At 65.7% G+C, this 22,265-nt stretch carries 11 protein-coding genes, 1 tRNA gene and 1 pseudogene; 8 read left to right on the forward strand and 5 right to left on the reverse strand.

Annotated elements, in window-relative coordinates; genetic code table 11:
• Together A5622_RS29480 and A5622_RS01365 are read left to right on the forward strand one after the other, a co-directional pair.
• Window positions 1–180, forward strand: a pseudogene (locus tag A5622_RS29480) (hypothetical protein); the annotation flags it as partial.
• A gap of 20 nt (window positions 181–200) precedes the next feature.
• A complete protein-coding gene (locus A5622_RS01365; protein ID WP_066876185.1) occupies window positions 201–590 on the forward strand; it encodes a YchJ family protein in 390 nt (129 codons plus the stop codon).
• 2 nt (window positions 591–592) lie between these two features.
• Here the strand turns inward: A5622_RS01365 and A5622_RS01370 are convergent.
• Window positions 593–666: transfer RNA gene (locus tag A5622_RS01370), tRNA-Cys, on the reverse strand.
• A gap of 319 nt (window positions 667–985) precedes the next feature.
• Between A5622_RS01370 and A5622_RS01375 the strand changes: the two genes are divergently transcribed.
• Window positions 986–2,089, forward strand: coding sequence for a cytochrome P450 (locus A5622_RS01375; protein WP_066876187.1), 1,104 nt, complete (start codon window positions 986–988; stop codon window positions 2,087–2,089).
• A gap of 109 nt (window positions 2,090–2,198) precedes the next feature.
• Here A5622_RS01375 and A5622_RS01380 read toward each other — a convergent pair whose 3' ends face one another.
• Window positions 2,199–3,605 (reverse strand): aldehyde dehydrogenase family protein, encoded by a 1,407-nt coding sequence (locus A5622_RS01380; RefSeq protein WP_066869510.1) that lies wholly within the window; start codon window positions 3,603–3,605, stop codon window positions 2,199–2,201.
• A 217-nt stretch (window positions 3,606–3,822) separates the two neighbouring features.
• Between A5622_RS01380 and A5622_RS01385 the strand changes: the two genes are divergently transcribed.
• Window positions 3,823–4,743 (forward strand): YgcG family protein, encoded by a 921-nt coding sequence (locus A5622_RS01385; protein WP_066876189.1) that lies wholly within the window; start codon window positions 3,823–3,825, stop codon window positions 4,741–4,743.
• 22 nt (window positions 4,744–4,765) lie between these two features.
• Here the strand turns inward: A5622_RS01385 and A5622_RS01390 are convergent, their stop codons facing one another.
• The 3 genes from A5622_RS01390 to A5622_RS01400 are packed head-to-tail and all read right to left on the reverse strand — an operon-like array spanning window position 4,766 to window position 17,833.
• The gene (locus tag A5622_RS01390) at window positions 4,766–6,367 is read right to left on the reverse strand and encodes a bifunctional aminoglycoside phosphotransferase/ATP-binding protein (protein ID WP_066876191.1); all 1,602 of its coding nucleotides are present in this window, start codon (window positions 6,365–6,367) and stop codon (window positions 4,766–4,768) included.
• 37 nt (window positions 6,368–6,404) lie between these two features.
• The gene (locus A5622_RS01395; protein ID WP_066876193.1) at window positions 6,405–7,121 is read right to left on the reverse strand and encodes a Type 1 glutamine amidotransferase-like domain-containing protein; all 717 of its coding nucleotides are present in this window, start codon (window positions 7,119–7,121) and stop codon (window positions 6,405–6,407) included.
• Entirely contained in the window at window positions 7,118–17,833 is a 10,716-nt protein-coding gene (locus A5622_RS01400) for a BTAD domain-containing putative transcriptional regulator (protein ID WP_082994505.1), read from the reverse strand. The genes A5622_RS01395 and A5622_RS01400 overlap by 4 nt, the downstream gene beginning before the upstream one ends.
• Before the next feature lie 237 nt (window positions 17,834–18,070).
• Here A5622_RS01400 and A5622_RS01405 point away from each other — a divergent pair, with 237 nt between their 5' ends.
• The 4 genes from A5622_RS01405 (at window position 18,071) to A5622_RS01420 (ending at window position 22,070) form a co-directional block, all read left to right on the forward strand.
• Window positions 18,071–20,641, forward strand: a complete 2,571-nt coding sequence (locus A5622_RS01405) for a SpoIIE family protein phosphatase (RefSeq protein ID WP_066876197.1) — start codon at window positions 18,071–18,073, stop codon at window positions 20,639–20,641.
• Window positions 20,641–20,961 (forward strand): STAS domain-containing protein, encoded by a 321-nt coding sequence (locus tag A5622_RS01410; protein WP_066869526.1) that lies wholly within the window; start codon window positions 20,641–20,643, stop codon window positions 20,959–20,961. Before A5622_RS01405 ends, A5622_RS01410 begins: the two co-directional genes overlap by 1 nt.
• A 94-nt stretch (window positions 20,962–21,055) precedes the next feature.
• Window positions 21,056–21,556 (forward strand): DUF3060 domain-containing protein, encoded by a 501-nt coding sequence (locus A5622_RS01415; protein WP_082972034.1) that lies wholly within the window; start codon window positions 21,056–21,058, stop codon window positions 21,554–21,556.
• 82 nt (window positions 21,557–21,638) lie between these two features.
• The gene (locus tag A5622_RS01420) at window positions 21,639–22,070 is read left to right on the forward strand and encodes a nitroreductase family deazaflavin-dependent oxidoreductase (RefSeq protein ID WP_066869532.1); all 432 of its coding nucleotides are present in this window, start codon (window positions 21,639–21,641) and stop codon (window positions 22,068–22,070) included.
• Window positions 22,071–22,265: the final 195 nt, after the last annotated feature.

Raw genomic sequence — 22,265 nt, forward strand, 5'->3', positions numbered from 1 at the left:
CCCGCCACCACCGCGACATCAGCGGCGCCCCCGCCACCGCCGCCGCTCGTCGCCGTCGCACCCGACGGCCGGGAGATCCCGCCACGACGGCTCGACCCGGCTAACGGCGATCCCCTCGACAAGTTGCAGCAGGTGCTGCAGGATGCGGCCGGCGCCGCGCCGCCGGGGGAGTCGCCGTAAGGGTGTGTCAGTGTCGTGGCATGAACGAACCGTGTCCCTGCGGCAGCGGCGAAACCTATCCCGCGTGTTGCGGGCCCTTGCATGACGGTGAGTTGCAGGCCCGAACGGCCGAGGCGTTGATGCGCTCGAGGTATTCGGCATTTGCGCGCGGCCACGCCGACTACCTATTTCGCACCTGGCATCCGCGTACCCGGCCACCCGAGGTGACCGTCGACCCCAGCATCACCTGGACCGGCCTAGAGGTCAGCGACACCGTCGCGGGCGGGGCCGACGACAATGCCGGGGAGGTGGAATTCACCGCCCGCTACGAATCCGCCGGCCGCGCCGGCAGTCTGCATGAGCGCAGCCGCTTCGAGCGCCGCGCCGGCCGATGGTTCTATCTCGACGCCGTCGCGAAACGGTCTCTCTGATTTGGAGCGAGTGACGGGATTTGAACCCGTGTGTACGGCTTTGCAGGCCGCTGCCTAACCACTCAGCCACACCCGCACAGGTCGCAACGATGCCACCGCACGCGGCTGTTGCCCAGAGTTTGCCTCGGCGCGATCATTTCGTTGAGCCTGCCGCGGGCCAAGGACGCCCGCGAGCGTAAGTCCACTGCGAAAAACCAAGCCAGTTTCCGTCGTGTGCTTACGCTCGCGCTAGCGCCCGCCCTGCCTGCGCGGCCGTCCGCGCTCGCGCCTGCCGCAGCGGTCTGTCAGGCGTTTTGCTCCAAGTGTTCGGCGGTCGTTGAGCTACGACGGGCTTCCTGCGGATAAACTTGCGGTGTCGGAGTTTTAGGTGGTGGCGTGAAAGTCGTTGGTGCGCAATGATCGAGTCTGGTGGCGACGCCGATCTGGCCGCGCTGGAAGTCATGCGGTCCGACGAGGATGCAGCCGCGGGTTTTCGGGACTGGCTGGCCGCCGCACAGCGGGCCGGTCAAAGAGTGCTGAGGGAGCCAGACGGCACATACGTGCTATGGCGGCGCGACGACGTCCTCGCCGCCATACGCGATGGCGAGACTTTCGCCAGCCGCCAGGGCGAACTGATGCCCGGCAACCCGCCCTTCGGGCCTTACCGGAAAATAATGGTCGAGCTGTTGTTCACGCCGGGGAATTCGCGGGACATGCTGAGGCCCGTGCGGGGGATCATCGAAAGAATCGTCGGCGCCGTAGCGGCGAGACGGGACAGCTGCGATGGTGCGGGTGTCGCTGACGTTGTCTGGCGCGCAGCATTCGTCACGATCTGCGGGCTGCCTACAGACCTCGCTCCCGACGCGGTCAACGTGGAACTGGTGGGGGCGATCCGCCGAGCACCACAGGGCGGCCCCGATGTGATCAGCCTTCTCGCCACCGAACCGCTCACCGACCTAGAAGTACTGGGAGTGATGGGATCGGTGGGCCGCGGGGTGATTTTTGCGTCACTAGCCATCAAGGCCGGATTGGCGGTGCTGGCGCGGCAGCCGATACTTCAGCGGGAGCTACGCGAAAACCCAGATCGGCAAGGCAGGTTCATCGAGGAGCTGCTGCGGTTGGATGGTGGGGCGAAGACCGTCTCACGAATCACCAGTCGCAGCATTACAATCGGCGACACGACGATCCCAGCCGCGTCCCCCGTCGAGTTGTGTGTCGGGCTGGTTCACCGTGACGAGACCGACGACATGTCCGGTCACAGCATCAAACTGAATGGTCCGCAACGTCATTGGAGTTTTGGGGGAGGCCCGCACCGTTGTCCTGCGTCGCATCTGGCCCGGGATCTGCTGAGCGCGTTCTTTGAGGTGTGGCTTGCCGAGGTCCCGTTTTTCTGGTTCGACTGGAACGGTGGCGATGTCCCCAGAGCGTGGCATCCCAAAGCCTACAGCGCTCGGCCAGCAGTGATTTTCGACGATTGGTTTCCGGTGCACGTGCCGCTCAGGTGGCGACCAGACCGGTGAGTACGGAGGGATCGGGCTTGGCGCGCAAGACGCCGCGAGCGTAAGTCCACTGCGAAAAACCAAGCCAGTTTCCGTCGTGTGCTTACGCTCGCGACTCGATGAAGGCCGGTCAGAGGCCGATGTAGACGGCCTTGGTGTTGAAGTAGGCCTCGATACCCTTGCGGCCACGCTCGCCGCCCCAGCCCGACTGCTTGTGGCCGCTGATCGGCATCGACGGGTCCGCCGCGAGGGAGGAATTCACCCAGATCTGGCCCGCGCGAAGCTCATTCACGACACGGTGGGCGCGGGAGAGGTTCTCGGTCCAAATCGAACCGGCCAACCCGTAGTGCGTGTCGTTCGCGGCGGCGATCACCTCGTCCTCGTCGTCGAACGGGATCACACAGCCCACCGGCCCAAAGATCTCTTCCTTGATCAGGCGCATGTCGGGTGTGGTGTTGGTGATGATCGTCGCCTCGTAGAAGTAGCCCTTGCGGTCCATCGGCTTGCCGCCGGTAATCACCTGCGCGCCACCGGCCACGCCGTCGTTGACGATGCCTTCGACCCGCTTGCGTTGTTTGTCGCTGATCAACGGGCCCAGCACGGAGTCCGGATCATCGCTGCCGCCCATCGGCAGCATCTGGGCGAATCCCGCGAGGCCCTCGACCACCTTGTCGTAGATGCCGCGCTGGACGTAAATGCGCGAGGTGCACGAGCAGTTCTGCCCGGAGCCGGCGAGCAGGCCCATGCCAGCGCCCATGATGGCCTTGTCGAGGTTGGCGTCGTCGAACATGATCAGCGGCGACTTGCCGCCGAGCTCGAGGGTGAGCCGCTTGAGGTTCCCCGCCGCCGCCTTCACGATCAGCCGACCGACCTCCGTCGACCCGGTGAACGAGATCTTGTCGACGTCCGGGTGCGCGGTGAGCGCGGCGCCGGTGGTCTCGCCGTAACCGGTGATGACGTTGAGAACGCCGTCGGGCAGACCCGCCTCGCGGAAGATCTCCTCCAGTTTCAGCGCGGTCAGCGGCGTCTCCTCGGCGGGCTTGAGGACCGCGCTGCATCCCGCCGCCAGCGCCGGCGCGACCTTGAGCATCGCGACGAAAAACGGTCCGTTCCAAGGGATGATGAGGCCGACGACGCCGACGGGCTCGAGCTGGGTGAAGGTGTGGTAGGTCTCCCAGGTGCCGAGCAGGCCGTCAGAGACGAGATTGGCCGACTCGCCGTGGATCTTGCCGACCCAGCCGGCGTAGTACTTCAGCATGTCTACCGAGACCGGGATGATGTGGCCCGCGGCCGTCAGGTTCATCCCGTTGTCCTGCGACTCGAGCGCGGCCAGCTCGTCTTTGCGTTCCTCGATGATGCGCGCCGCGCGGAAGAGCACGTTGGCGCGGTGCGATGCGGGCGCCTTGCGCCACACCCCCGACTCGAAGGTCTCGCGTGCCCGGGCCACGGCCGCGTCGACGGCCGCCTGGTCGGAATCGGGGACCTCCGCGATCTGCTCCTCGGTGGACGGGTTGAAGACCGCAATGGTGTTACTCAATGTTCCTCATAGCCCTTCACTCGCGGGGAATGCTGTCGTCGCCCGACAGAGGTTACGCGCTTAACCAAGGGGTGTCCAGTACGCATCGAAGACCGCGGCGAGCCTGCAACCTAGGTGGATTCCGCTGGTCACCGCCATGACGAACAGGAACCGAGGCCCGCGGGGCGCGACTTTGACCCCTGCCCGAACCCCCGCCTGGACGGCTAGATTGACCCCTATGCGGGTTGTTCGTCTGTTCGGCGCGGTCCTGACGATCCTCGTAGCGGGGCTGCTCTGGGCAACCCCGGCCGGGGCGCAGCCCCCGTTCAAGCTCACCGACCACATCACCGACAGCACCGGCGTGCTGACGGCTTCCGACCGGGCAGCGGTCAGCGAAGCGCTCGACCGGCTCTACCGCGATCGGCACATTCAACTGTGGGTCGTCTACGTCGACAACTTCAACAGGTTCAAACCCGACAACTGGGCCGATAAGACACGCAGCGCCGGCGGGATCGGCGACCACGACGCGTTGCTGGCCGTCGCCACCAACACCAAGCTGTACGCGTTCAGCGTGCCCCCACAGGTGCCGGGCCTGACACCGGCAGAGTTGAACAGCTTGCGCAGCAACCAAATTGAACCCGTGCTCGGCGCCAAGAACTGGGGTGGTGTGGCGGTCGCGGCGGCCGACGGGCTGGACAAATCGGCCAGCTCGCCCAAGGCGGCTGGCTCGTCAAAGTCGAGCTGGCTGCCGATCGCGATCGGCGTCATCGCCGTCGTGGTCTTCCTGCTGCTGTTGCTTCTGCTGTTTCGCGCACGCCGCCGCCGGCGCGCGAGCACTACCGGTGGACAGGTGGCCGTGGACGGCGGCGATCCTCCGTTGCAGCAGGCGTTGTCGACCGCCGACGCCAGGGTGCGCCAGATCTCTGACTATGCCGCCAGGCATCGCGCCACCATCGGATCCGAGGCCCAGGCCAGGCTCGACGACGCGAAACGGCACCTGGCAGCGGCGCGCGACAAGGAAGCGGGCAACCAGGACGAAGCGATTGCTTACGCCAACCGGGCATCGACGCTGGCCGCGCAGGCGCAAACGCTGGCCAATGCCGATGTGCTCGCCGCGCACCGCACGCCGCGACGACGCGGCAACGCGTCGACCCGGTGATCGCCGAAAGAGAGCCGCGTAGCTATCGATAGCTTGCACGCAGCAGCGCCACCGCCTGTTCGACGGTGTCCTCGATATTTCGCGTCGCGTCGACCCGCAGCACGGACCGTTGCTCGTCGGGAGGCGTGAAAGCGGCTCGCAGCTCAGGCCACAACTCGATGCGCGCATCCGAGACGACGCCTCGCTCGGTGGCGCGACGCTCGAGACGCGCCATCAGCGTGGCGTCGTCCGCGTCGCACAGGACCACGTGAAGATCGGCGCCGAGTCGATGTGCAAGCTTTTGCATCCGGGCCCGCTCGGCCGGATTGCCGAACGTGGCGTCGACGACCACGCCGCGGCCGCGGCGTAACCAGCGGCCCGCGTCGCGGCGCAGCGCAGCGTATGTAGTCCGCGTCGTTGCGGGGTCGTAGAGACCGGAGCCGAACGCATCGGTGCCACGCTGGGTGGGTTCGATTCCCGCCATCCTCTTGCGCGCCACGTCCGACGAGAGGTGCACCAGCCCGAATCGGCCGGCGAGAGAGCGCGCCAATGTCGTTTTGCCGCTTGCCGGAAGGCCCATGGTGACCACCATCGGTGGTCGTGGCAGGCCACCCGCATGCGCCCAGGCCAGGTCGAAGTAGGCCCGCGACTCCGCGATGAGTTGATGCCCTTCACCATCGGGAGTCTGTTCGGTTTGGGCCAGCCGTAGGCTGCGGACCTTGCCGCGAACGTAGGCGCGATAGCACGTGTAGAAGTCGAGCAGGCTGGGCAAGCCATCGTCGCCGCTGGCCCGGACATAGGAGTCGACGAAGGCCCAGGCCAGGTCCGCGCGTCCGTGATACTCGAAATCCATGGCCAGAAACGCCACCTCCGAGGCCAGGTCGGCGCACCGATAGCGCGGCGCGAACTGCAAGCTGTCGAACAGCAGGATCTGGCCGTTGTCGATGCAGATGCTGGCGGCGTGCAGGTCACCATGCCCATCCCGGACGTGACCTTCCGTGACCCGTTGTCGAAGCAACGGCGCGTTGCTGCGCACGAACTGGTCCACGTACGTGCGGATGTCCTCGTTGACGTCGCGCGAGATGGTTCGGCCGATGAAAGGTGCCATCTGGTCGAAGTTTTCCCGCCAATTCGCTATCACGCTGGGCGCGCTGCCGTACTCATCGATGTCCGGGCCGGTCTCGGCCCTGTCGTGAAGCTTGGCCAGGGTGCGACCAATTCGACGCGCGAGACGGATGTCAACGTCACCGCGCGCGAGCTTGGCGGGCAGCATGCCCTCCTCCGGTAGGCGCCGCATCCACACGGCCGGCTCGCCCGACCCCGGTTCACCGCCGATGCGGTAGTGGCCATTTCGCTCGGCGACCTCGACGACTCCCAGATACATCTGCGGGCTGAACCGCCGATTGAGGCGCAGCTCCTCTGCGCAGTCGGCGCGGCGGCGCTCGATGGTGGTGAAGTCCAGGAAGCCGAGGTTCACCGGCTTCTTGAGCTTGTAGGCGTAACTGCCGGCGAGCAGGACCCACGAGCTGTGCGTTTCGTGGAGACGCACATCGTCGGCCGGCGGGTCGTAGGCATCGGGTCGCAGCAGATCGGCGACGATCCGCGGGTGGCCGTCGGGTCCGGTCGGGTCGAAGGCGTGCGTCATGGTCTCGCCGAACGATTGCAGGCGCTCTGCCCGCCCGTCAAGGGCTTTCGTATCCTGGCCGGACGTCGGCGGGCACCAGCGAGTGCGTGACGTCCACGCCGTCGAAGGTGACTGTGTGGGCGGCATGCCGCAGGGGCTCGATGGTGCCGCCCGGGTGCACGATAGCACCGCCGCCGGTGGGGATTCCGAGGCCGGTCACCGATCCGTCGAGCAGCTGAATTGTTCGCGAGAGTCGCGTCCATTTGGCCCGCTCGTCGTGCGCGTCGATGATCATCGGCACCAGATTGAACAGGGTGAGCAGCTCGGTCGCGGAAGTTTCCGGTGCGTCGGCTAGTTCGTGGCGTCCGAGCTGGACGGCACCGGCCGAGACACCTACGAGGACAGCTCCTTTGGCGTACCGGTCCAGAATCAGGTCCTTCATGCGCGTTTTCTCGAACGTAGTCCAGCCACGACGCACATCGCCGCCGGCGAGGACGATCAACTGTGCTCGCTCCAGGAAGGCGCGGTCGTGAGGTCCGAAGGACGAACGGACCATCCGGCGGTCGGTGAGGCCCATGGCATCCATTGCGGCTTCGAAGATTTCGTAGAACTCCAGACGATCGCCGTTGGAGGCGCCGACGTAGGCGGCGCTCGGCGGCTCGTCGCGTGCCAATCCATCGAGCGCTTCTTCGAGAAGGAGCCGGTCGTGACGCTTCCAGAACAGCAGCTGGCTGTCCGCCAGCAAGTAGAGCGGTTGACGTTGCGGCGCCGTCACTTCGGCTGGTCTTTGCCGGTGAGCTCGTCGAAGCGCGCCAGCGCGGCGTCGAGGTCCGCCTCGTCGAATACCTCGCAGCGGTTGATCCGGTCGCCGTCGAGAGTAAAAAGACTTATCTCGAGCCACTCGGCATCGAAGCCGTCCGGTGACGTCCCATGCGTCGACTGGGTGACGACAGCTCCGAGATCGCTCAGCCGATGCACCGCATAGACGTAGATCTTCGCCTGCGGCGCCACCTGCCACGTGGCATGGATGTATGGAACGAGGTCACCCGGCGAAAACGCTCGACCCCGCCGGTGGTCTAGGTTCACCCAGTCTGGCGTCGTCAATGGAAGCTTGTGTTCGTTGAACGCGGCGAAATCTCGCAACAGTGTCGACCACGTACGCCAATGGGCGGCTGTTTCGATTGCTAGATAACGCGTTTCGAGTTCTTCGAAAGCGCGGTCGATGTCGTCGACATCGAAGAATACGTGTGCCGCAATCCGCCCGGCGGAGTCGACCTCGGTGACTCCCAAAATCTCGACCACAAATTCCCCCGGTTGTAAGCCGTGGTCAAAGGAACGCACACGAATGAGGGCGAGGCGCTCGCCGCGTGTCGCAATGATCGTCAGAGCTACCCGCGCGAGGCCCTCTTCTAAAGCTTGCATGTTTTTCAGCATGGCATCGCGACCGTCCCAGAACCCGACATTCACCACTCTCCGGTGATCCTCGACGAAGCTGTTGTCGGCCAAAATCTCGGCTGCAGCGGCCCAATCGCGGGCCGCCGAGTGCGCAAAGAGAAGGTGTTCCGCCCGGCTCGCCGCATTCTCCAGTCGCTGCGTGGGGCGGTGCAGCTCATCGAACTTCGCGAGCGCTTTGTCGAGGTCTGCCTCGTCGAAGACTTCGATGCGGCTAAGCAGGTCGCCCTCGACCGCAATCACGTAGGTCAACCGCAATTCCGCGTCGAAACCTTCTTGCGAGCGCAATCTCAGCACTTGGGTGGTGACCGCTCCGACGCCGCTGAGCTGATGCACGGCTTCGATGTAGGCGTTGGCTTCCGAGGTGAGGTCCCACATGGCACCAACTGATGTGGCCAGCTCAACATCGTCGATCGATACGAGCGGTCGATGATCGATGTAAACCGGGTCCGGCGTCGTCGCGGGAAGCTCGTGGCGATTGAATCGGGCGTTGGCGCCGATCACCACCGACCACGTATCGGCGTGATTGGCTGCTTCCCCGGCAAGGTAACGGCTTTCGAGCTCCGCGAAGGCGGCGTCGACGTCTTCGAGATCGAAAATGACGTCCGCCGCGACGCGCCTGTCGAAATCGAGCTCGACAATGTTCAGTGCGTCGTTTGCAATCGCTTCCGGGTCGCTGCCCGAAACGCGAACACGGAGCAGCGCGAGGCGTGCGCCACGAGTCGCTATGACGCTCGGCATCGTCAAGGTGAACCCGACCTCAGCGAGCGCCCTCGTGCTTTCGATATTGGCTTTCCGGCCGCTGATAACCCCGGCATTCACTACTCGCCGACGGTCGTCGACGGAGATGTTTTCGGCGGTTAGCTCGGCGAGGGCGTCCCAGTCACGGGCATCCAGATGCTCACAAATGCGCTCGTACGCTTGGCTTGCCGGGTTTTTCAGGGCCGGCCGACTGAGCTCGTCGAACCGGGCGAGCGCGGCGTCGAGGTCTGCCTCGTCAAAAATCTCGGCCCGTCTGATCAAATCACCCTCGATCGTCAGGATGTTGATCGCCCGCCACTCGCCCTCGAAACCGTTCTGCGATGTCCCCTTGGCCGCATAGGTGATGGCCGCTCCGAGATGGTTGAGCCGGTGCACGGCCTCGATGTGGATGTTCAGATTCGGCGCAAGCTCCCACGAAGCGCGAAGGTTTGCGATCGCGTCCCCGGACGCAATTGTGGTCACATGCCGACGGTCGATGTCGACGAAGTCTGGCGTTGTCCCGAAAAGCTCGTGCCGGTTCATGGCGGCATAGGCACTAGAGATTACCGACCAGGTGTGCGCCTGCGCGGCTGCTTCTCCTGCCAGGTAACGGGTTTCAAGCTCTTCGAAGGCTCCGTCAACGTCTTCGGGGTCAAATACGACAGTAGCCGCACATCGGCTGTCGTCGTTGACCTGTACGACGGAAAGCGCGGCAGCCTGCGATGCCGTGGGTAGCGAATCTTGGCTTGCAAAGGTGAAACGCAGGATTGCGAGGCACTCTCCACGAGTCGCAACGGTGGTCGCCCGGACATCGGACTTCCAAACTTCGGCGGTGGCACGCCAATTCGCCATCTCAACGTCTCGACCGCGGCGGATTCCGGCGTTTATGCCTCGACGACGGTCGTCCGACAAGAAAGCTTCATCGACCAGGCCCGCCATCGCCTCCCAATCGCGAGCGGCGAAGTACGCCAGGAATTGCCCGACCGTCAAGGTCGCCCTGTTCTCCAATCGCGGTGCCGGCCGGCTGAGTTCCTTCAACCGCGCGATGGCGGCTTCCGTGTCTGTCTCGTCGAAGACTTCGCAACGGGTGAGTCGACCATCATCGACGAGGTGAAGCATCACCATGCGCCATTCGACTCCCACGCCGTCCGGCGAGGACCCGTGTGCATAGTTGGTGATCACCGCTCCACGACTGTTGATTTCGTGCACGGCTTCGATATGGACCTTGAAGTCAGGCGTGAGATCAAAGAGCGTGTGGACGGCCGAAGTCATATCGCTGGCGGTGAACGGCGTGCCCCGGCGGTGGTCGACCGTCACCCAATCCTCTGGGGGATACTCATGCCGGTTGAACATCGCGTGCACGCCGGCGACCGCTGCCCACGTGTCTGCGTGAGCGGCCGCTTCGCCTGCGACGTAACGGGCATCGAGTTCGGCGATGGCGGCATCGAAGTCGTCCGCATCGAAGGATACGAGCGCGGTCATTCGTCGGTCGGTGTTGATTTCGACGATGGCGAGCACGTTTGTGAGGAATGGACCTTGACCGGTGCCTGAAAAGTCCATGCGGGCGCGCAAAAGCACGAGGCGTTCACCGCGCGTTGCCATGACGGTCGACGTCATGTTCGTCAACCCCAGGTCGGCGATCGCTCGCATGTCCGCGATCTGGGCGTCTCGACTCTCCCGGACTCCGGCGCCCACTACCCGACGCGGATCGTTACTGACGAAGCCGTCGGCCAGGATTTCGGCCATCGCGACCCAGTCACGAGCGGCGTACAGCGCTGTAAAGCGCTCGGCTACTTGGCTTGCCGCATTCTCCGGTCGCCGGGCCGCCGCCTGAATCGCGTCGAAGCGGGCAAGGGCCTCCGCGAGGTCTGCCTCGTCGAAAAGCTCGGTGCGGCTGATTCGGTCGCCGTCGAACAACACAACGTCGACTACCTGCCACTCGGCGTCGAAACCCGCCGGGGAGGTCCCGATTGCCACGTGGGTGACCACGGCGCCACGCCCGCTCAGCCGGTGCACAGCCGCGATGTAGATGCGGGCCCGCGGCGAAAGTTCCCACGTCGCATGGAGAAACGCCTCCAGGTCGCCCGCACCGATCGGTGCGAGTCGCCGGTGGTCGATGTTTACCCAATCAGGTGTCGTCGCCGGTATCTCCCGGCGGCTGAGTGCCGCGAAAGCCTCTGTCATGAGCGACCAGGTGCGGGAGTTGGAGGAGGCCTCGCCGGCCAGGTAACGCGAATCGAGTTCGGCGACAGCGGCGTCGAAGTCGTCGGCATCGAACACGACGCGTGCCAAGACCCGGTTTTCGGCATCGATCTCGATGAGACCGAGCACCTCGCTGTGAAATGCGGCGGGTCCTTGCTCGGGGCCAAAGAACCGAGTACGACCGAGGAAGAGGCGCTCGCCCCGCGTGGCGATGACGTCTGAAACTATCTTCTGGATGCCGACGTCAGCCCACGCCCGCATATTGTCGATATCGACCTTTCGACCCAGTTGGACTCCCGCGCCCACCACGCGACGACGATCGTCACTAGTAAACCCGTCGGCCGTCATCTCTGCCATCGAATCCCAGTCGCGGGCCGCGAAGTACGCCAGGAATCGGTCGTCGATTTGGCTCGCTTTGTTTTGCAGTTGCCGCGGGCGTGGATGCAGCTGATCGAACCTCGCGATCGCGGCGCCCAGGTCTGCCTCATCGAAGATTTCCAAGCGGTTGACCAAATCACCTTCGATAGTAAGGATGCTGATCCCTCGCCACTCGGCTTCAAAACCTTCTCGCGAGGTTTCGTGCGTCACATTGGTAACCACCGCCCCTAGGTCGTCCAGTCGATGCACCGCCTCTATGGAGTTGCTCAGGTACGGCGTGGCGAGCCAATTGTTTAGTGATGCAGAGACATGGCCAGGGGCGAACGATATCCCTCGCCGATGATCGATGTTCACCCAATCTGCTGTCGTCGCTGGATGCTCACGCCGATTCAGCGCGGCGTAGGCCCCCTTGATTACAGACCACGTGCGCGCGTGGGCCATCGCTTCGCCAGCCATGTATCGGGCGTCGAGTTCGGCGACGGCGGCGTCGAAGTCTTCCAGGTCGTATGAGACGACCCTGGCGATTCGGTCATCGGCGTCAACCTCGAAGACATTAAGGGCATCATTTTGGACCCCGCCGGGATCGGAGCCGGTGGCGCGACTCCGCGCGAGGACGAGACGTTCTCCACGGATCGCGATGGCGCTCACCATCGAGATCGTGAACCCGACTCCGGCGGCCGCCTGCAAGTCTCGGATCACATCGTCCCGACCGTGCTGGGTATCAGCACTGACGACCCGCCGATGGTCAATGCCGACATAGTCGTCAGCCACCGTTTGAGCCATGGCATCCCAGTCGCCAGCCGCGAAGTGCGACCAGACATGTTTGAATACGCGCGAGGCCGCGTTCTCCAGCTCCGGCGTCGGCCGGCCGAGCTCCTCAAACCTCGTGATGGCGGCATCGATGTCCGCCTCGTCGAAGACCTCCGTCCGGTGAATCACGCCGCCCGCGACCGCAAGAACCGCGATCCCGCGCCACTCCGCCCTCAATCCCTCTTCCGAAAACTCTTGTGCCGCATAGGTGATCACCGTCCCGGCATCGCTCAGCCGATGCACTTGCTCGACATAGATATTGGTGTCCTGTCGAAAGTCCCACCCGGCGTTGATGTATGCGGATACATCGCCGGGCCCGAACGCCGTCTCGCGTCGATGGTCGACATTGACACAATCGGGCGAAGTAAGTGGCGGCTCATGCCGGTTGAGCGCGGCGTAACTACGCGCTACGGCCGACCACGTACGTGCACACGACGCCGCTTCGCCGGCCAGGTAGCGGGTGTCGAGTTCAGCCATGGCGGCGTCGAAGTTTTCCAGGTCGAACACCATGACCGCCTTGATCCGCTCGTCGGCGTCGATCTCGAGGAGGTTGAGCACATCAGTTTGGAACGCCGCAGAGTGCACGCGAGTGAGGGTGAGGCGCTCGCCGCGGGTCGCAACCGTGGTCGACGTTAGGTTGTCCGGAGCGAAGTCGACCAGCACTCGCCAGTTGGCGACGTTGGCGTCTCGGCCTTGGATGACCTCGGCGGCCACAACGCGACGTCGGTCATAGGTTGAAACGTCTTCGGCGTAAAACTCTGCAATAGCGGGCCAGTCGCCAGCCGCCAAGTGGTTAAGGAAATGCTCGACCACGCGGGTCGCAGCGCTCTCCAGCCGTCGCGCGCGCCGGTCGAGCTCCTCAAACCTTGCGATCGCGGCACCGAGGTCTGTCTCGTCGAAGAGCTCCGAGCGGTCTATCAGGTCGCCTTTCACCGTCGAAACGCCGACCTCCCGCCATTCGGCGTCGAAGCCCTCGCGCGAGATCCCTTGGTACACGCGCGTGACGACCGCTCCCAAGGCGGTCAGTCGATGCACAGCCTCGATGTAGATGTTGACGCCCGGCGTCAGTAGGTCCCACGTGACTTTGAGGTACGCCGCAAGGTCGCCCGGCGCAAATGCTCTCGCTTTCCGGTGGTCGAGGTTGACCCAGTCAGGCGTCGTGGGCGGTGGTTCGCGTCGGTTAACCGCGGCGTACGCCCGCGTGATGACTGACCAAGTTCGCGCGTGCGGCGCGCCTTCGCCCGCAAGGTACCGGCGGTCGAGCTCAGCGATAGCGGCGTCGAAGTCGTTGAGGTCGAATGCGGCCATTGCCGCAATCTGCTCTGTGGTGTCGATTTCGACTATTTGTAGGAAATCGACGCGGAACGCGCCCGGTTCCAGGCCGCTTCGCGAGTAGCGGGCACGAACGAGGGCGAGGCGTCCTCCACGGGTTGCGACGGTGTCTGACGTTGCGTCCGTCACCTCAATGTCGGCGGCCGACCGGTAGTCTTCTAGCGCGGCACCCGGGCCGCGTCGAATCCCCGCGCCTACCACAGAACGACGATCGTCGCCGTAGTAGTCGTCTGCGAGAAGCTCGGTTATCGCATCCCAGTCGCGGGCCGCGAAATGCGCGTGCAGTCGCTCGTATGCCCGCGTCGCGGCATTCGCCAGCGGCGCTCGAGAAGGTATCTCCTCAGGTCGGGCGTATGCATTAGTAAGTTCCGCCATCGCGGCGTCCATGTCGTCGACGTCGAACCACACCTGCAGGCAGATCTGGCCATCTTCATCGATGCCATACAGCAGGACGAATTCGTCCTGCGGTGCCCCAGGGGTCGCGTCGTCCGCGCCTATCACCAGTCGAGCGAGCGCTAGACGCTCACCTCGGACGGCGACAATCCTTTGGCTGAGCCGCATGGGGACTGTCTCTAAAACCCGCCTGTTCACGCGTGGAAATTCGCCCGGTGGGACGTCTATTTGTCCAAAGCCGACTATCTTGCGGCGGCTCTCGATCAATCCGTCTGGCGCGAACAACTGCTCGAATTCGTCCCAAGCCTCACGATTAATGGCGGCCACCACGCGTTCGCCGACTCGGACGCACGCATTGTCGAGTTCGACAACTGGCGCCTCGGGCGGAGCCGGTGCGGGCGGAACGGCACTTTCGCCGAGAACGGCCCGCGCCATGTCCGCAAGCGCCGCAGCGCCTTTGCGTTCGTACAAATCGACCGCTTGCCCTGCGGCGGTTCGTGCCGCCGCCATGTCGCCGCCACGCCCCAAAACCGTTGCCAGCGTCAGGCACGCGTCGCCGTGATCGACCAGGGCGTCGGTGCGCTCGGCCAAAGTCACCGCGGCCTCGGCGACCTGGCGGGCCGCATCGTAGTCGTCGCCGCGGGCCAGCAAGTGTGCCCGCAGCGTGCGCCACGCGATCGACGCCTTCAGCGCGTGCCCGGCCAAACGCTCACTTTCCGTGCACAATTCGGCGGCCTCAGACTCGCGGTCGAGGGCAAGGCATGCGCGGCCCAGCAGTGCCGCGGTCTCGGCGGTGTCGGCGTCCAGCCCCATACGACGAAAACCGTTGTAGGCCTTGCGTAGATGAGTCTCCGCCGCGGCTGGGTCATTGCCGATGAGTTCGACGATGCCGGCAAACTGCTCGACTTCCAGCAGCGCGTGGCGCAGGCCGAGCTCGGTGACCGTGCGCCGGGCCGAATCGATCATCCGCCGGGCCGCGGCCGTACGGCCGCGGAACGCCTCGAGCACGGCCTGGCATCGCGTGGAGGTCGCCTCGACGGCGGGGGAGTCGGTCGTGATCCGAAGCAGCCGAACCACATCCAGGCACCGGCCGCCCGCGCGCGGAACCGGATTAGGGCCCCACAGCGCCGCCAGGGGTGCGCCCGCCAAGACCGCGTTCACCCGGCGATGTTCGCGGGCCCGCCGCGCCGCGGTCAGGGCGTCATCGAGGGCAACTTCGCAGTCACCGATGCGGCCAAGACGGGCGAGGCACCCGGCGCGCACGGTGTGCGCCTTGGCTTCTCCAGCGGGGTCGTCCAGTTCGGCGAGTTTGGCGGCGGCCGCGCCCAACGCGGTTTCGACCTCGTCGAGCCGTTCGGGGTGAATTAACATGGTCAGCTGACCATCGAAACATGTCGCCCACGCCGCTAGCCGGGCCGAATCCACTGTCGCGGCTTGCAATTGAGAGACCGCACCGGCCGCGGAGGCCACGTCACCGGCGGCCAGCAGAGCCTCGCAACGCGCGACCAATAGCTCAACGGTCTGGTCGTCGCGGTCGGGGAGCTCGTCGTCGATCTCCTCCAGCGCGTGCAGGGCGCGGTGGTAAAGGTCAGCGGCGCCCTCGTAGGCGAGTCGTGCCATCGCCTGATCTGCGGCACGCCGACAGTAGAACACCGCCTTGGCCGCGTTCCCCGCCCACGCACACTCGAAATAGTGATGAGCCAGTTCGGCCAGCAGCTCGTCCTCGGCGCCCGGCGACGTCTCCAAGGTGGTGGCGATGCGCTGGTGCAATCGCATGCGCCGCACCGACGCCAGCTCGGCAAGCAGAGACTGCCGGACGATGGCGTGGTTGAACCGGTAGAACCCGCCGGGCTCTTCGATGACGATGCCCGCTTGACGCGCCTCGTCGAACGCGTCGACGAGGTCGGTGCCGACCACCTGTTCGACCAGCTCCACAGCAAAGCGGCTGCCGATCACCGCGGCGGCGGCAAGGGCTTTGTTGGTCTCGACCGGCAGCCGAGAAAGCCTGCGGCTCACTGCTTCCCGTACACCCTGGGGCAGGGTGCTCTGGTCCCACACGCCGCCACTCTCATCGACGTGACGCAGGGCCTCGATGAGGAAGAAGGGGTTGCCGCCGGTAACCGAGGCCAGCGCGTGGGCGAGTTCCTCATCGTCGTAGCCCGCCTCGGCGACGTAGGTGGTCACGTCGTCCTCGTCGAGGCCGCCGAGGTTGAGCCGATTGGCAGTGCCATCTCGGTGTAGGTCGGCGAGCGTCGCCGCCAGAGGATGGGCCCGGTCGAGGTCGGTGCTGCGGTAGGTACCGACGATTTGGACGCGGGCGTGGTCGCCGAAGCGCAGCAAATGCCGCAGGAGCAGCAGCGTCGGTTTGGCCGCCCAGTGCAGGTCGTCGAGAACCAGAAGGACCGGCGCGCTCGTCGACGCGGTTTCCAGCAGAGCGACGACGGCATCGAAAAGCGCGTAGCGCTCCGTGTCGGGATCCGAGTGGGCGGGGCGGACGAGATCGGGCACGACATCGGCCAGCCCGGGCACCAGTGACAGCAACGCCTCGACGCCGCGCAGCCCCCTCAGCCGGTCGGGTCCCATGCAGGGCACCAGCGAACGCAACGCTTCCGCGAACGGCTGATAGGGCGCGCCGAGGTCCTCGTCGCACCGGCCGTACAACACGACCGCTCCGAGCTCGTACGCCCGCTGCGACCATTCGCCGGCCAGCCGCGTCTTGCCGACACCGGGCTCGCCGGCGATCAGCACCGTGCGGACGCCGCCGGCCAGCGTGCTCTGCCATGCGGACAGCAGCCCCTCGAGTTCGCGGCCGCGTCCGACGAATGGCCCCGGACCAACGAGTACCGCCGGAAGGCCGGGACGCTCGAGGGGCGCCGCTTCGTCCGTATGCGATTCCGGTTGTTCCACACCGGTTTCCAGGCGCAGTTCGAAGACATGCTCCGGGCGCGCGAGGTTTTTCAGCTGACGCATCCCCAGATCGGTGAGCAACACGTCGTCGGCCAACGTGTCGATGACGAGCTCGGCCGTCGCGCCGGAGCACAGGATCTGGCCACCCTCGGCCAATGACCGCAGCCGCGCGACCCGGTTGACGGCCCGGCCGAAGTAGTCGCCGTCGCGAAGCTCGACCTCGCCGGTGTGCAATGCCATCCGCACACGGATGGGATCGCGCGAGGCCCACGGCTCATGCGCGATCGCGTCCTGCAGCTCCACAGCGGCGGAGGCGGCCGCGGAGGGCCGGTCGAACACCGAGAACGTCGCGTCCCCTTCGCCGCGCGTTTTGATCAGCCGTCCTCCCCGCGACGTGACGACTTGTTCCACGAGCTCGTCGTGGCGCGCGAGCGCCACCGCCATGGCGTCGGCGTCGGCCTCCCAGGCAGCCGTCGACCCCTCGATGTCGGTGAGCAGGAAGGTGACCGCGCGCGTCACCGACGGAGCATGTTGTGCCACAGCCACATCCAGCGACGCGTCCTGCGCGACGATCGCGGCCTCGAGTCGGCGGAGATTCGGGCCGGGATCCACCCCGAGTTCGTCGGCGAGCAGCGATCGCGCTCGCTGATAAGCGCCGAGGGCCTCGCCCTGCCGGCCGGCCCGGTAGAGGGCGAGCATCAGCTGACCCCATCGCCTTTCCCGCAGCGGGGCCTCAGCCACCGCCGCCTCGAGATCGCCGATGACTTCGGCGGCGCGGCCCGTGGCCAGCAGTGCGTCCGCGCGATCTTCGACCAGCGCGGCATGGCTCTCGATCCACCGCGTCTTTTCCGAAGTTCCGGGCCGGCCATCGGGAAGTTCGGGGATCCCGCGCCAAAGGGCAAGGGCCTCCTCGAACCGTGCCACCGCTTGGCTGGTGTCGCCAGCGGCGGCGGCGTCGCGCCCCAGCCGGGCCGCCGACTTGTAGCGCGAGGCGTCGATCTCGCTGTCGGCCAGAACCCAACCGGCCCCCTGGGTCAGGACAAAGCCGTCACCCAGGGCGCGGCGTAACGAGGAGATGTGGGTCTGCAGGGCCTTGGCCGCGGTGCGCGGCGGCTCCTCGCCCCAGAGCAGTTCGACGAGGGTGTCGGCCGGCACGACGGAGCCGCCGTGCAGTCCCAGCATCGTGAGGATGGCGCGCGGTTTCGCGCCCGGTATAGCGACGGGCGTCCCGTCTTGCCGGACCTGGAGAGGTCCCAACACCCCCAGTTCCACCGATGAAAGCGTACTCACGTCAGCTATCTTCGGCGGGACAATTCAATACCTGGTCAAGATCGGGTAAAGGCACGCTGCCTGCAGTTCTTGAATGCAAGCAATCTGACGTGAGCGCGAAGTATGTTGGCCAGCTACTGAGCGGGTACACGCCCACTCGTGCACGAGGAAACTCAGGGCAGGGATGGAGTGTCGCCTTCCAGACATCGCCGTCGACCCGACCCGTTACCGTTGATGCCCATGGATGGCGACCGAGGTGACTCTGCCTTCACCTGGCAGGGCCGGCGCGAATTGGTGAGTCGCATGCATGACCAGCTCGATGAGCTGGTGGCGGCGCGCGACCAAATGGAACAACTGGTGCGGGTCATCGTCGAGATCGGCTCGGATCTGGACCTGGACGTGACGCTGCAGCGGGTCCTCAACGCGGCGATGGAGCTGACCGGCGCCCGCTACGCCGCCCTGGGCATCCGCGCCGCCGATGGTGCGTTCGTTTCCTTCGTGCATGCGGGAGTCGACGTCGATACGGCACGGCGGCTCGGCGAGCTCCCGATCGGCGATGGCCTGCGCGTCGACGATCTGAATACCCATCCCGACACAGCGGAGCTGGCCGGACACGAACCGCCGATGCATGCGCTGCTCGGCATCCCGATCACGGTGCGGGGGGCCAATTTCGGCAGCCTGTATCTGGCCGACGACCGCCCGGGACGCGTCTTCTCCGACTCCCAGGAAGGCGCCGTACGAGCGATGGCCACGGCGGCGGCCGCCGCCATCGACAACGCCCGACTATTCGAACGAGAGCGCGAATCGGCGAGATGGACGAAGGCAAGCCGCGAGATCACGACGGCGCTGTTGTCCGGCGACCCGCAGACGGGGCCGTTGCAGCTCATCGTGAACCGGGCGTTGGAGCTGGCGGGCGCCGAGCAGGCGATCCTGCTGGTGCCCCGGGAGCCCGAACGGCCCGTCGGCGAGGTCGACACCCTGGTCGTGGCCGCAACGGCGGGCCGCTACTCCTCGGAGGTGATTGGTCGGCAGGTTCCGATGGACGGCTCGACCACGGGCGGTGTGGCCCGCCGCGGGCTGCCGCTGATCACTGACTCCTTCGAATACCCGATCGAGGGATTCACCGACGTGGGCGAACGCTCGGCGATCGTCATGCCGCTGATCGCCGACGGTGCCGTACTCGGCGTCATCGCCGTCGCGCGCGACCCGCACCAGCCCGCCTTCGGCAACGACTACCTGGATCTCGTCAGCGACTTCGCCCGGCACGCGGCCATCGCACTGGCGCTGGCGGCGGGTCGCGAACACGCGCTCAACCAGGAACTGGCCCAGGCCGACACGGTCGATGACGCCGTGCATGCCGCCGCCGAGGAATTGCGCCGGCTATGGCGGGCACGCCGGGTTCTGGCCGTCACCTTCCCCGCACAAAGCTCGTCCGCCGAAATGGCGTTCGGTGAACCCCAAGTCGTGTCGGTTGGCGAGCCGGCAGAGTGGGCCGATTTGTCACCGCACACCCAGCAGGCGCTCAGTTCATTGCGCGACGGCGACCTGCTCACCTCTAACTCAAGAGAGCCCGGGACGGCTGGCATCGCACTGCAGCACCCCGACGGTGTGCTCGTCGTCTGGATCGATCTGACCGACCAGCGCCTGTTCACCCTTGAGGACCAGACCTTGCTCACGGTCTTGGCGGGCCGCCTCGGCCAGGGGCTGCAGCGGGTGCATCAGGTCGACCAGCAACGCGAAACCGCGCTGGCCCTGCAACACGCGATCCTCGGCCCGGCCGATCTGCCGGCCGGCTTCGCGGTGCGGTATCAGGCCGCGACGAGGCCTCTGCAGGTCGGCGGCGACTGGTACGACATCGTCGACCTGGAAGACGGACGGATCGCCTTGATCGTCGGCGATTGTGTGGGCCACGGCCTGGCCGCGGCCACCGTGATGGGCCAGGTGCGCAGCGCCTGTCGCGCGCTGTTGTTCGAAAACCCAAGTCCCGGTGCGGCTCTCGCCGGGATGGATCGCTTCGCCGCGCGGCTGCCCGGCGCGCAATGCACCACCGCGGTCTGCGCGGTGCTCACTCCCGAGACCGGTGAACTGGTTTACTCCAGCGCCGGTCACCCGCCGCCCATCCTGGTGCACAGCGACGGCACCACCCAGTTGCTCGACGACGGCCACACCATCGCCCTTGGGATACGGGGTGACTGGCCCCGCCCGGAAGCCCGTGTGACCATCCCGGCACGTTCGACGCTGATGCTCTACACCGACGGCCTGGTCGAGCGCCGCCGTGTCCCGCTCGACCACGGCATCTCCCGGGTGGCCGGCGCCGCACAGGACGCCCGCGCGTTGACGCTGGACGAACTGGCCAACCAGGTCATGTCCGGTGTCGCGCCGACCGGCGGATACCAGGACGACGTCGTCCTGTTGCTCTATCGCCACCCGGCCCCGCTGGAGCTGAATTTTCCCGCCGACGTCAGTCAACTCGCGCCCACCCGCACCGCCTTGCGTCACTGGCTGGCCAAGGCGCGATTGGACCCGGATCAGACGATGAACGTGCTCGTGGCCGCCGGGGAAGCCGTGGCCAACGCCATCGAGCATGGTCACCGACATAGACCGCAAGGCGTAATTCGCCTCGGTGCGATCGCAACCGGCGACGCGGTCCGATTGACAATCACCGACACTGGCTCGTGGAAGGCTCCACAGCCCGCGTCCCACTCTCATCGCGGTCGGGGTATTCCCCTCATGCGAAGCCTCATGCACGATGTCGATATCCGTCCCGACGACGACGGCACCACAGTCCACCTATCCGCAAGGATCACCTGATGACCACCCCGCTCACGCTCGACACCGCGCGCGGCAGCGACGGGAAATTCGTGCTGGTCGTCGAGGGGGAAATCGACCTGAGCAATATCGATGCGTTCAACCAGGCGTTGGCCGGCGCCGCCAACCAGGCCACTGGCAGCGAGGAAGCTTTACTCGTCGACATCAGCGCTGTCGAGTACCTCGACAGCGCCGCGATCAGCGCACTCGCCTCCCAAGCCGACCGCATCGAGCTGCTGGCCAACCCGATCCTGATGTCCGTGCTGCGAATCAGCGGCCTGAGCGAACTGACCAAGGTCGAACCCGCGCCGCCGAGGCAGTGACGCCGCGGCGGTCCCGCGTTCACACCGCGCGCACTCGCGGCGGCCGCGCTAGCGTAAACGCCTCTCAGTATTTAGTTCGAAGGATTGAATCCGTATGCCCGCGATAATGATCCGGTTCCCCCTCACCATGACGGCGGTGATCTTCGTGGTGGCGGCCGGCGCGGCCGTGGGCGACCATCCGCCCGCAGGGGCGGGTACACCGAACGTGGTGCTGACGGGAGGTGCCGCGGCCTCGTCGCAGGGTGTGATCGCCTCGCCGGCCGGACGCTGGCCTGCGCCCCTCGACGTTGCGCCGGCGAAAATCGACAAGAGCGTCTCGACCGTCACCTATGACTGCGGGTATCAATCTCCCATCAACGTCGTGAGCATCGACTCCAACGTCACCTTGAACGGGTCGTGCGGTGAGGTCGACGTCAGCGGCTCGGCGAACACGGTGAATCTGCAATCGGTGGCGGTCATCAAAGCCACCGGCTCGGGCAATCACATCACTTGGCAGCAGGGGCCCGGCGGCGCGGTGCCGCAAATCAGCAACCCTGGCGCCAGCAACAGCATCGTCGGTCCCGCCGGCATACAGCCGCCATTTCCCGGAAGTTGATCGGCAAAGTCAATCCCGTTGTCGCACAGCGTAACTGTCACGGATGCTGGCCGGCGGACGCGCGGCATGCCACGATGGCCTAATGGGTGACGACGCGCTGAGCGCGGAACGCGAATTCAACGAGCAGAATATCGACGAGTTCCGCCGCAATGGCGGCAAAGTGGGCGGGCAATTCGAGGGTTTCCCGCTGCTGCTGCTGACGTCGACCGGAGCGCGAAGCGGCGCCCAGCGCGTCAACCCGGTCGCCTACTTCGATATCGACGGCAAAATTTATGTCGTCGGTTCCGCGGCGGGCCGGGACAACAATCCCGCATGGGTGCACAACATTCGCGCCAACCCCCGCGTGACTGTCGAGATCGGTTCGGAGGCCGCGAAACCCGCGACCGCGCGTGAATTACCGCGCGACGAAAGGGATTCGGTCTATTCGGTGGTGGTCGAACGTGCGCCCGGGTTCGGGGAATACCAGCAACGCACCGATCGACTGATCCCGGTGTTCGAATTGATAACCGACTGAAGGCGCGCGGGGCAACGGTATTCGGGCTCGTCAAATCCGGCCCGTTAATTCCGGTGCTTGCCGCACAATGATGGGCGCGGGTCAGGCCGGAAGCGACCGGTCATCACGCCCGCCTTGCCCGAACGACGAAGTGAGGTCGGCGATGAGACATTACCTGCGACGCTGCGTGATCGGTGCGGCCGCGCTGGTGTTGGT

The organism is Mycobacterium sp. 1245801.1 (genome assembly GCF_001673055.1).
GTDB classification, from domain to species: domain Bacteria; phylum Actinomycetota; class Actinomycetes; order Mycobacteriales; family Mycobacteriaceae; genus Mycobacterium; species Mycobacterium europaeum_A.

Coding starts and splice junctions, on each gene's coding strand:
- A5622_RS01365 (WP_066876185.1), top strand. CDS start 201: ATGAACGAACCGTGTCCCTGCGGCAGCGGCGAAACCTATCCCGCGTGT.
- A5622_RS01375 (WP_066876187.1), top strand. CDS start 986: ATGATCGAGTCTGGTGGCGACGCCGATCTGGCCGCGCTGGAAGTCATG.
- A5622_RS01385 (WP_066876189.1), top strand. CDS start 3,823: ATGCGGGTTGTTCGTCTGTTCGGCGCGGTCCTGACGATCCTCGTAGCG.
- A5622_RS01390 (WP_066876191.1), bottom strand. CDS start 6,367: ATGACGCACGCCTTCGACCCGACCGGACCCGACGGCCACCCGCGGATC.
- A5622_RS01405 (WP_066876197.1), top strand. CDS start 18,071: ATGGATGGCGACCGAGGTGACTCTGCCTTCACCTGGCAGGGCCGGCGC.
- A5622_RS01410 (WP_066869526.1), top strand. CDS start 20,641: ATGACCACCCCGCTCACGCTCGACACCGCGCGCGGCAGCGACGGGAAA.
- A5622_RS01415 (WP_082972034.1), top strand. CDS start 21,056: ATGCCCGCGATAATGATCCGGTTCCCCCTCACCATGACGGCGGTGATC.
- A5622_RS01420 (WP_066869532.1), top strand. CDS start 21,639: ATGGGTGACGACGCGCTGAGCGCGGAACGCGAATTCAACGAGCAGAAT.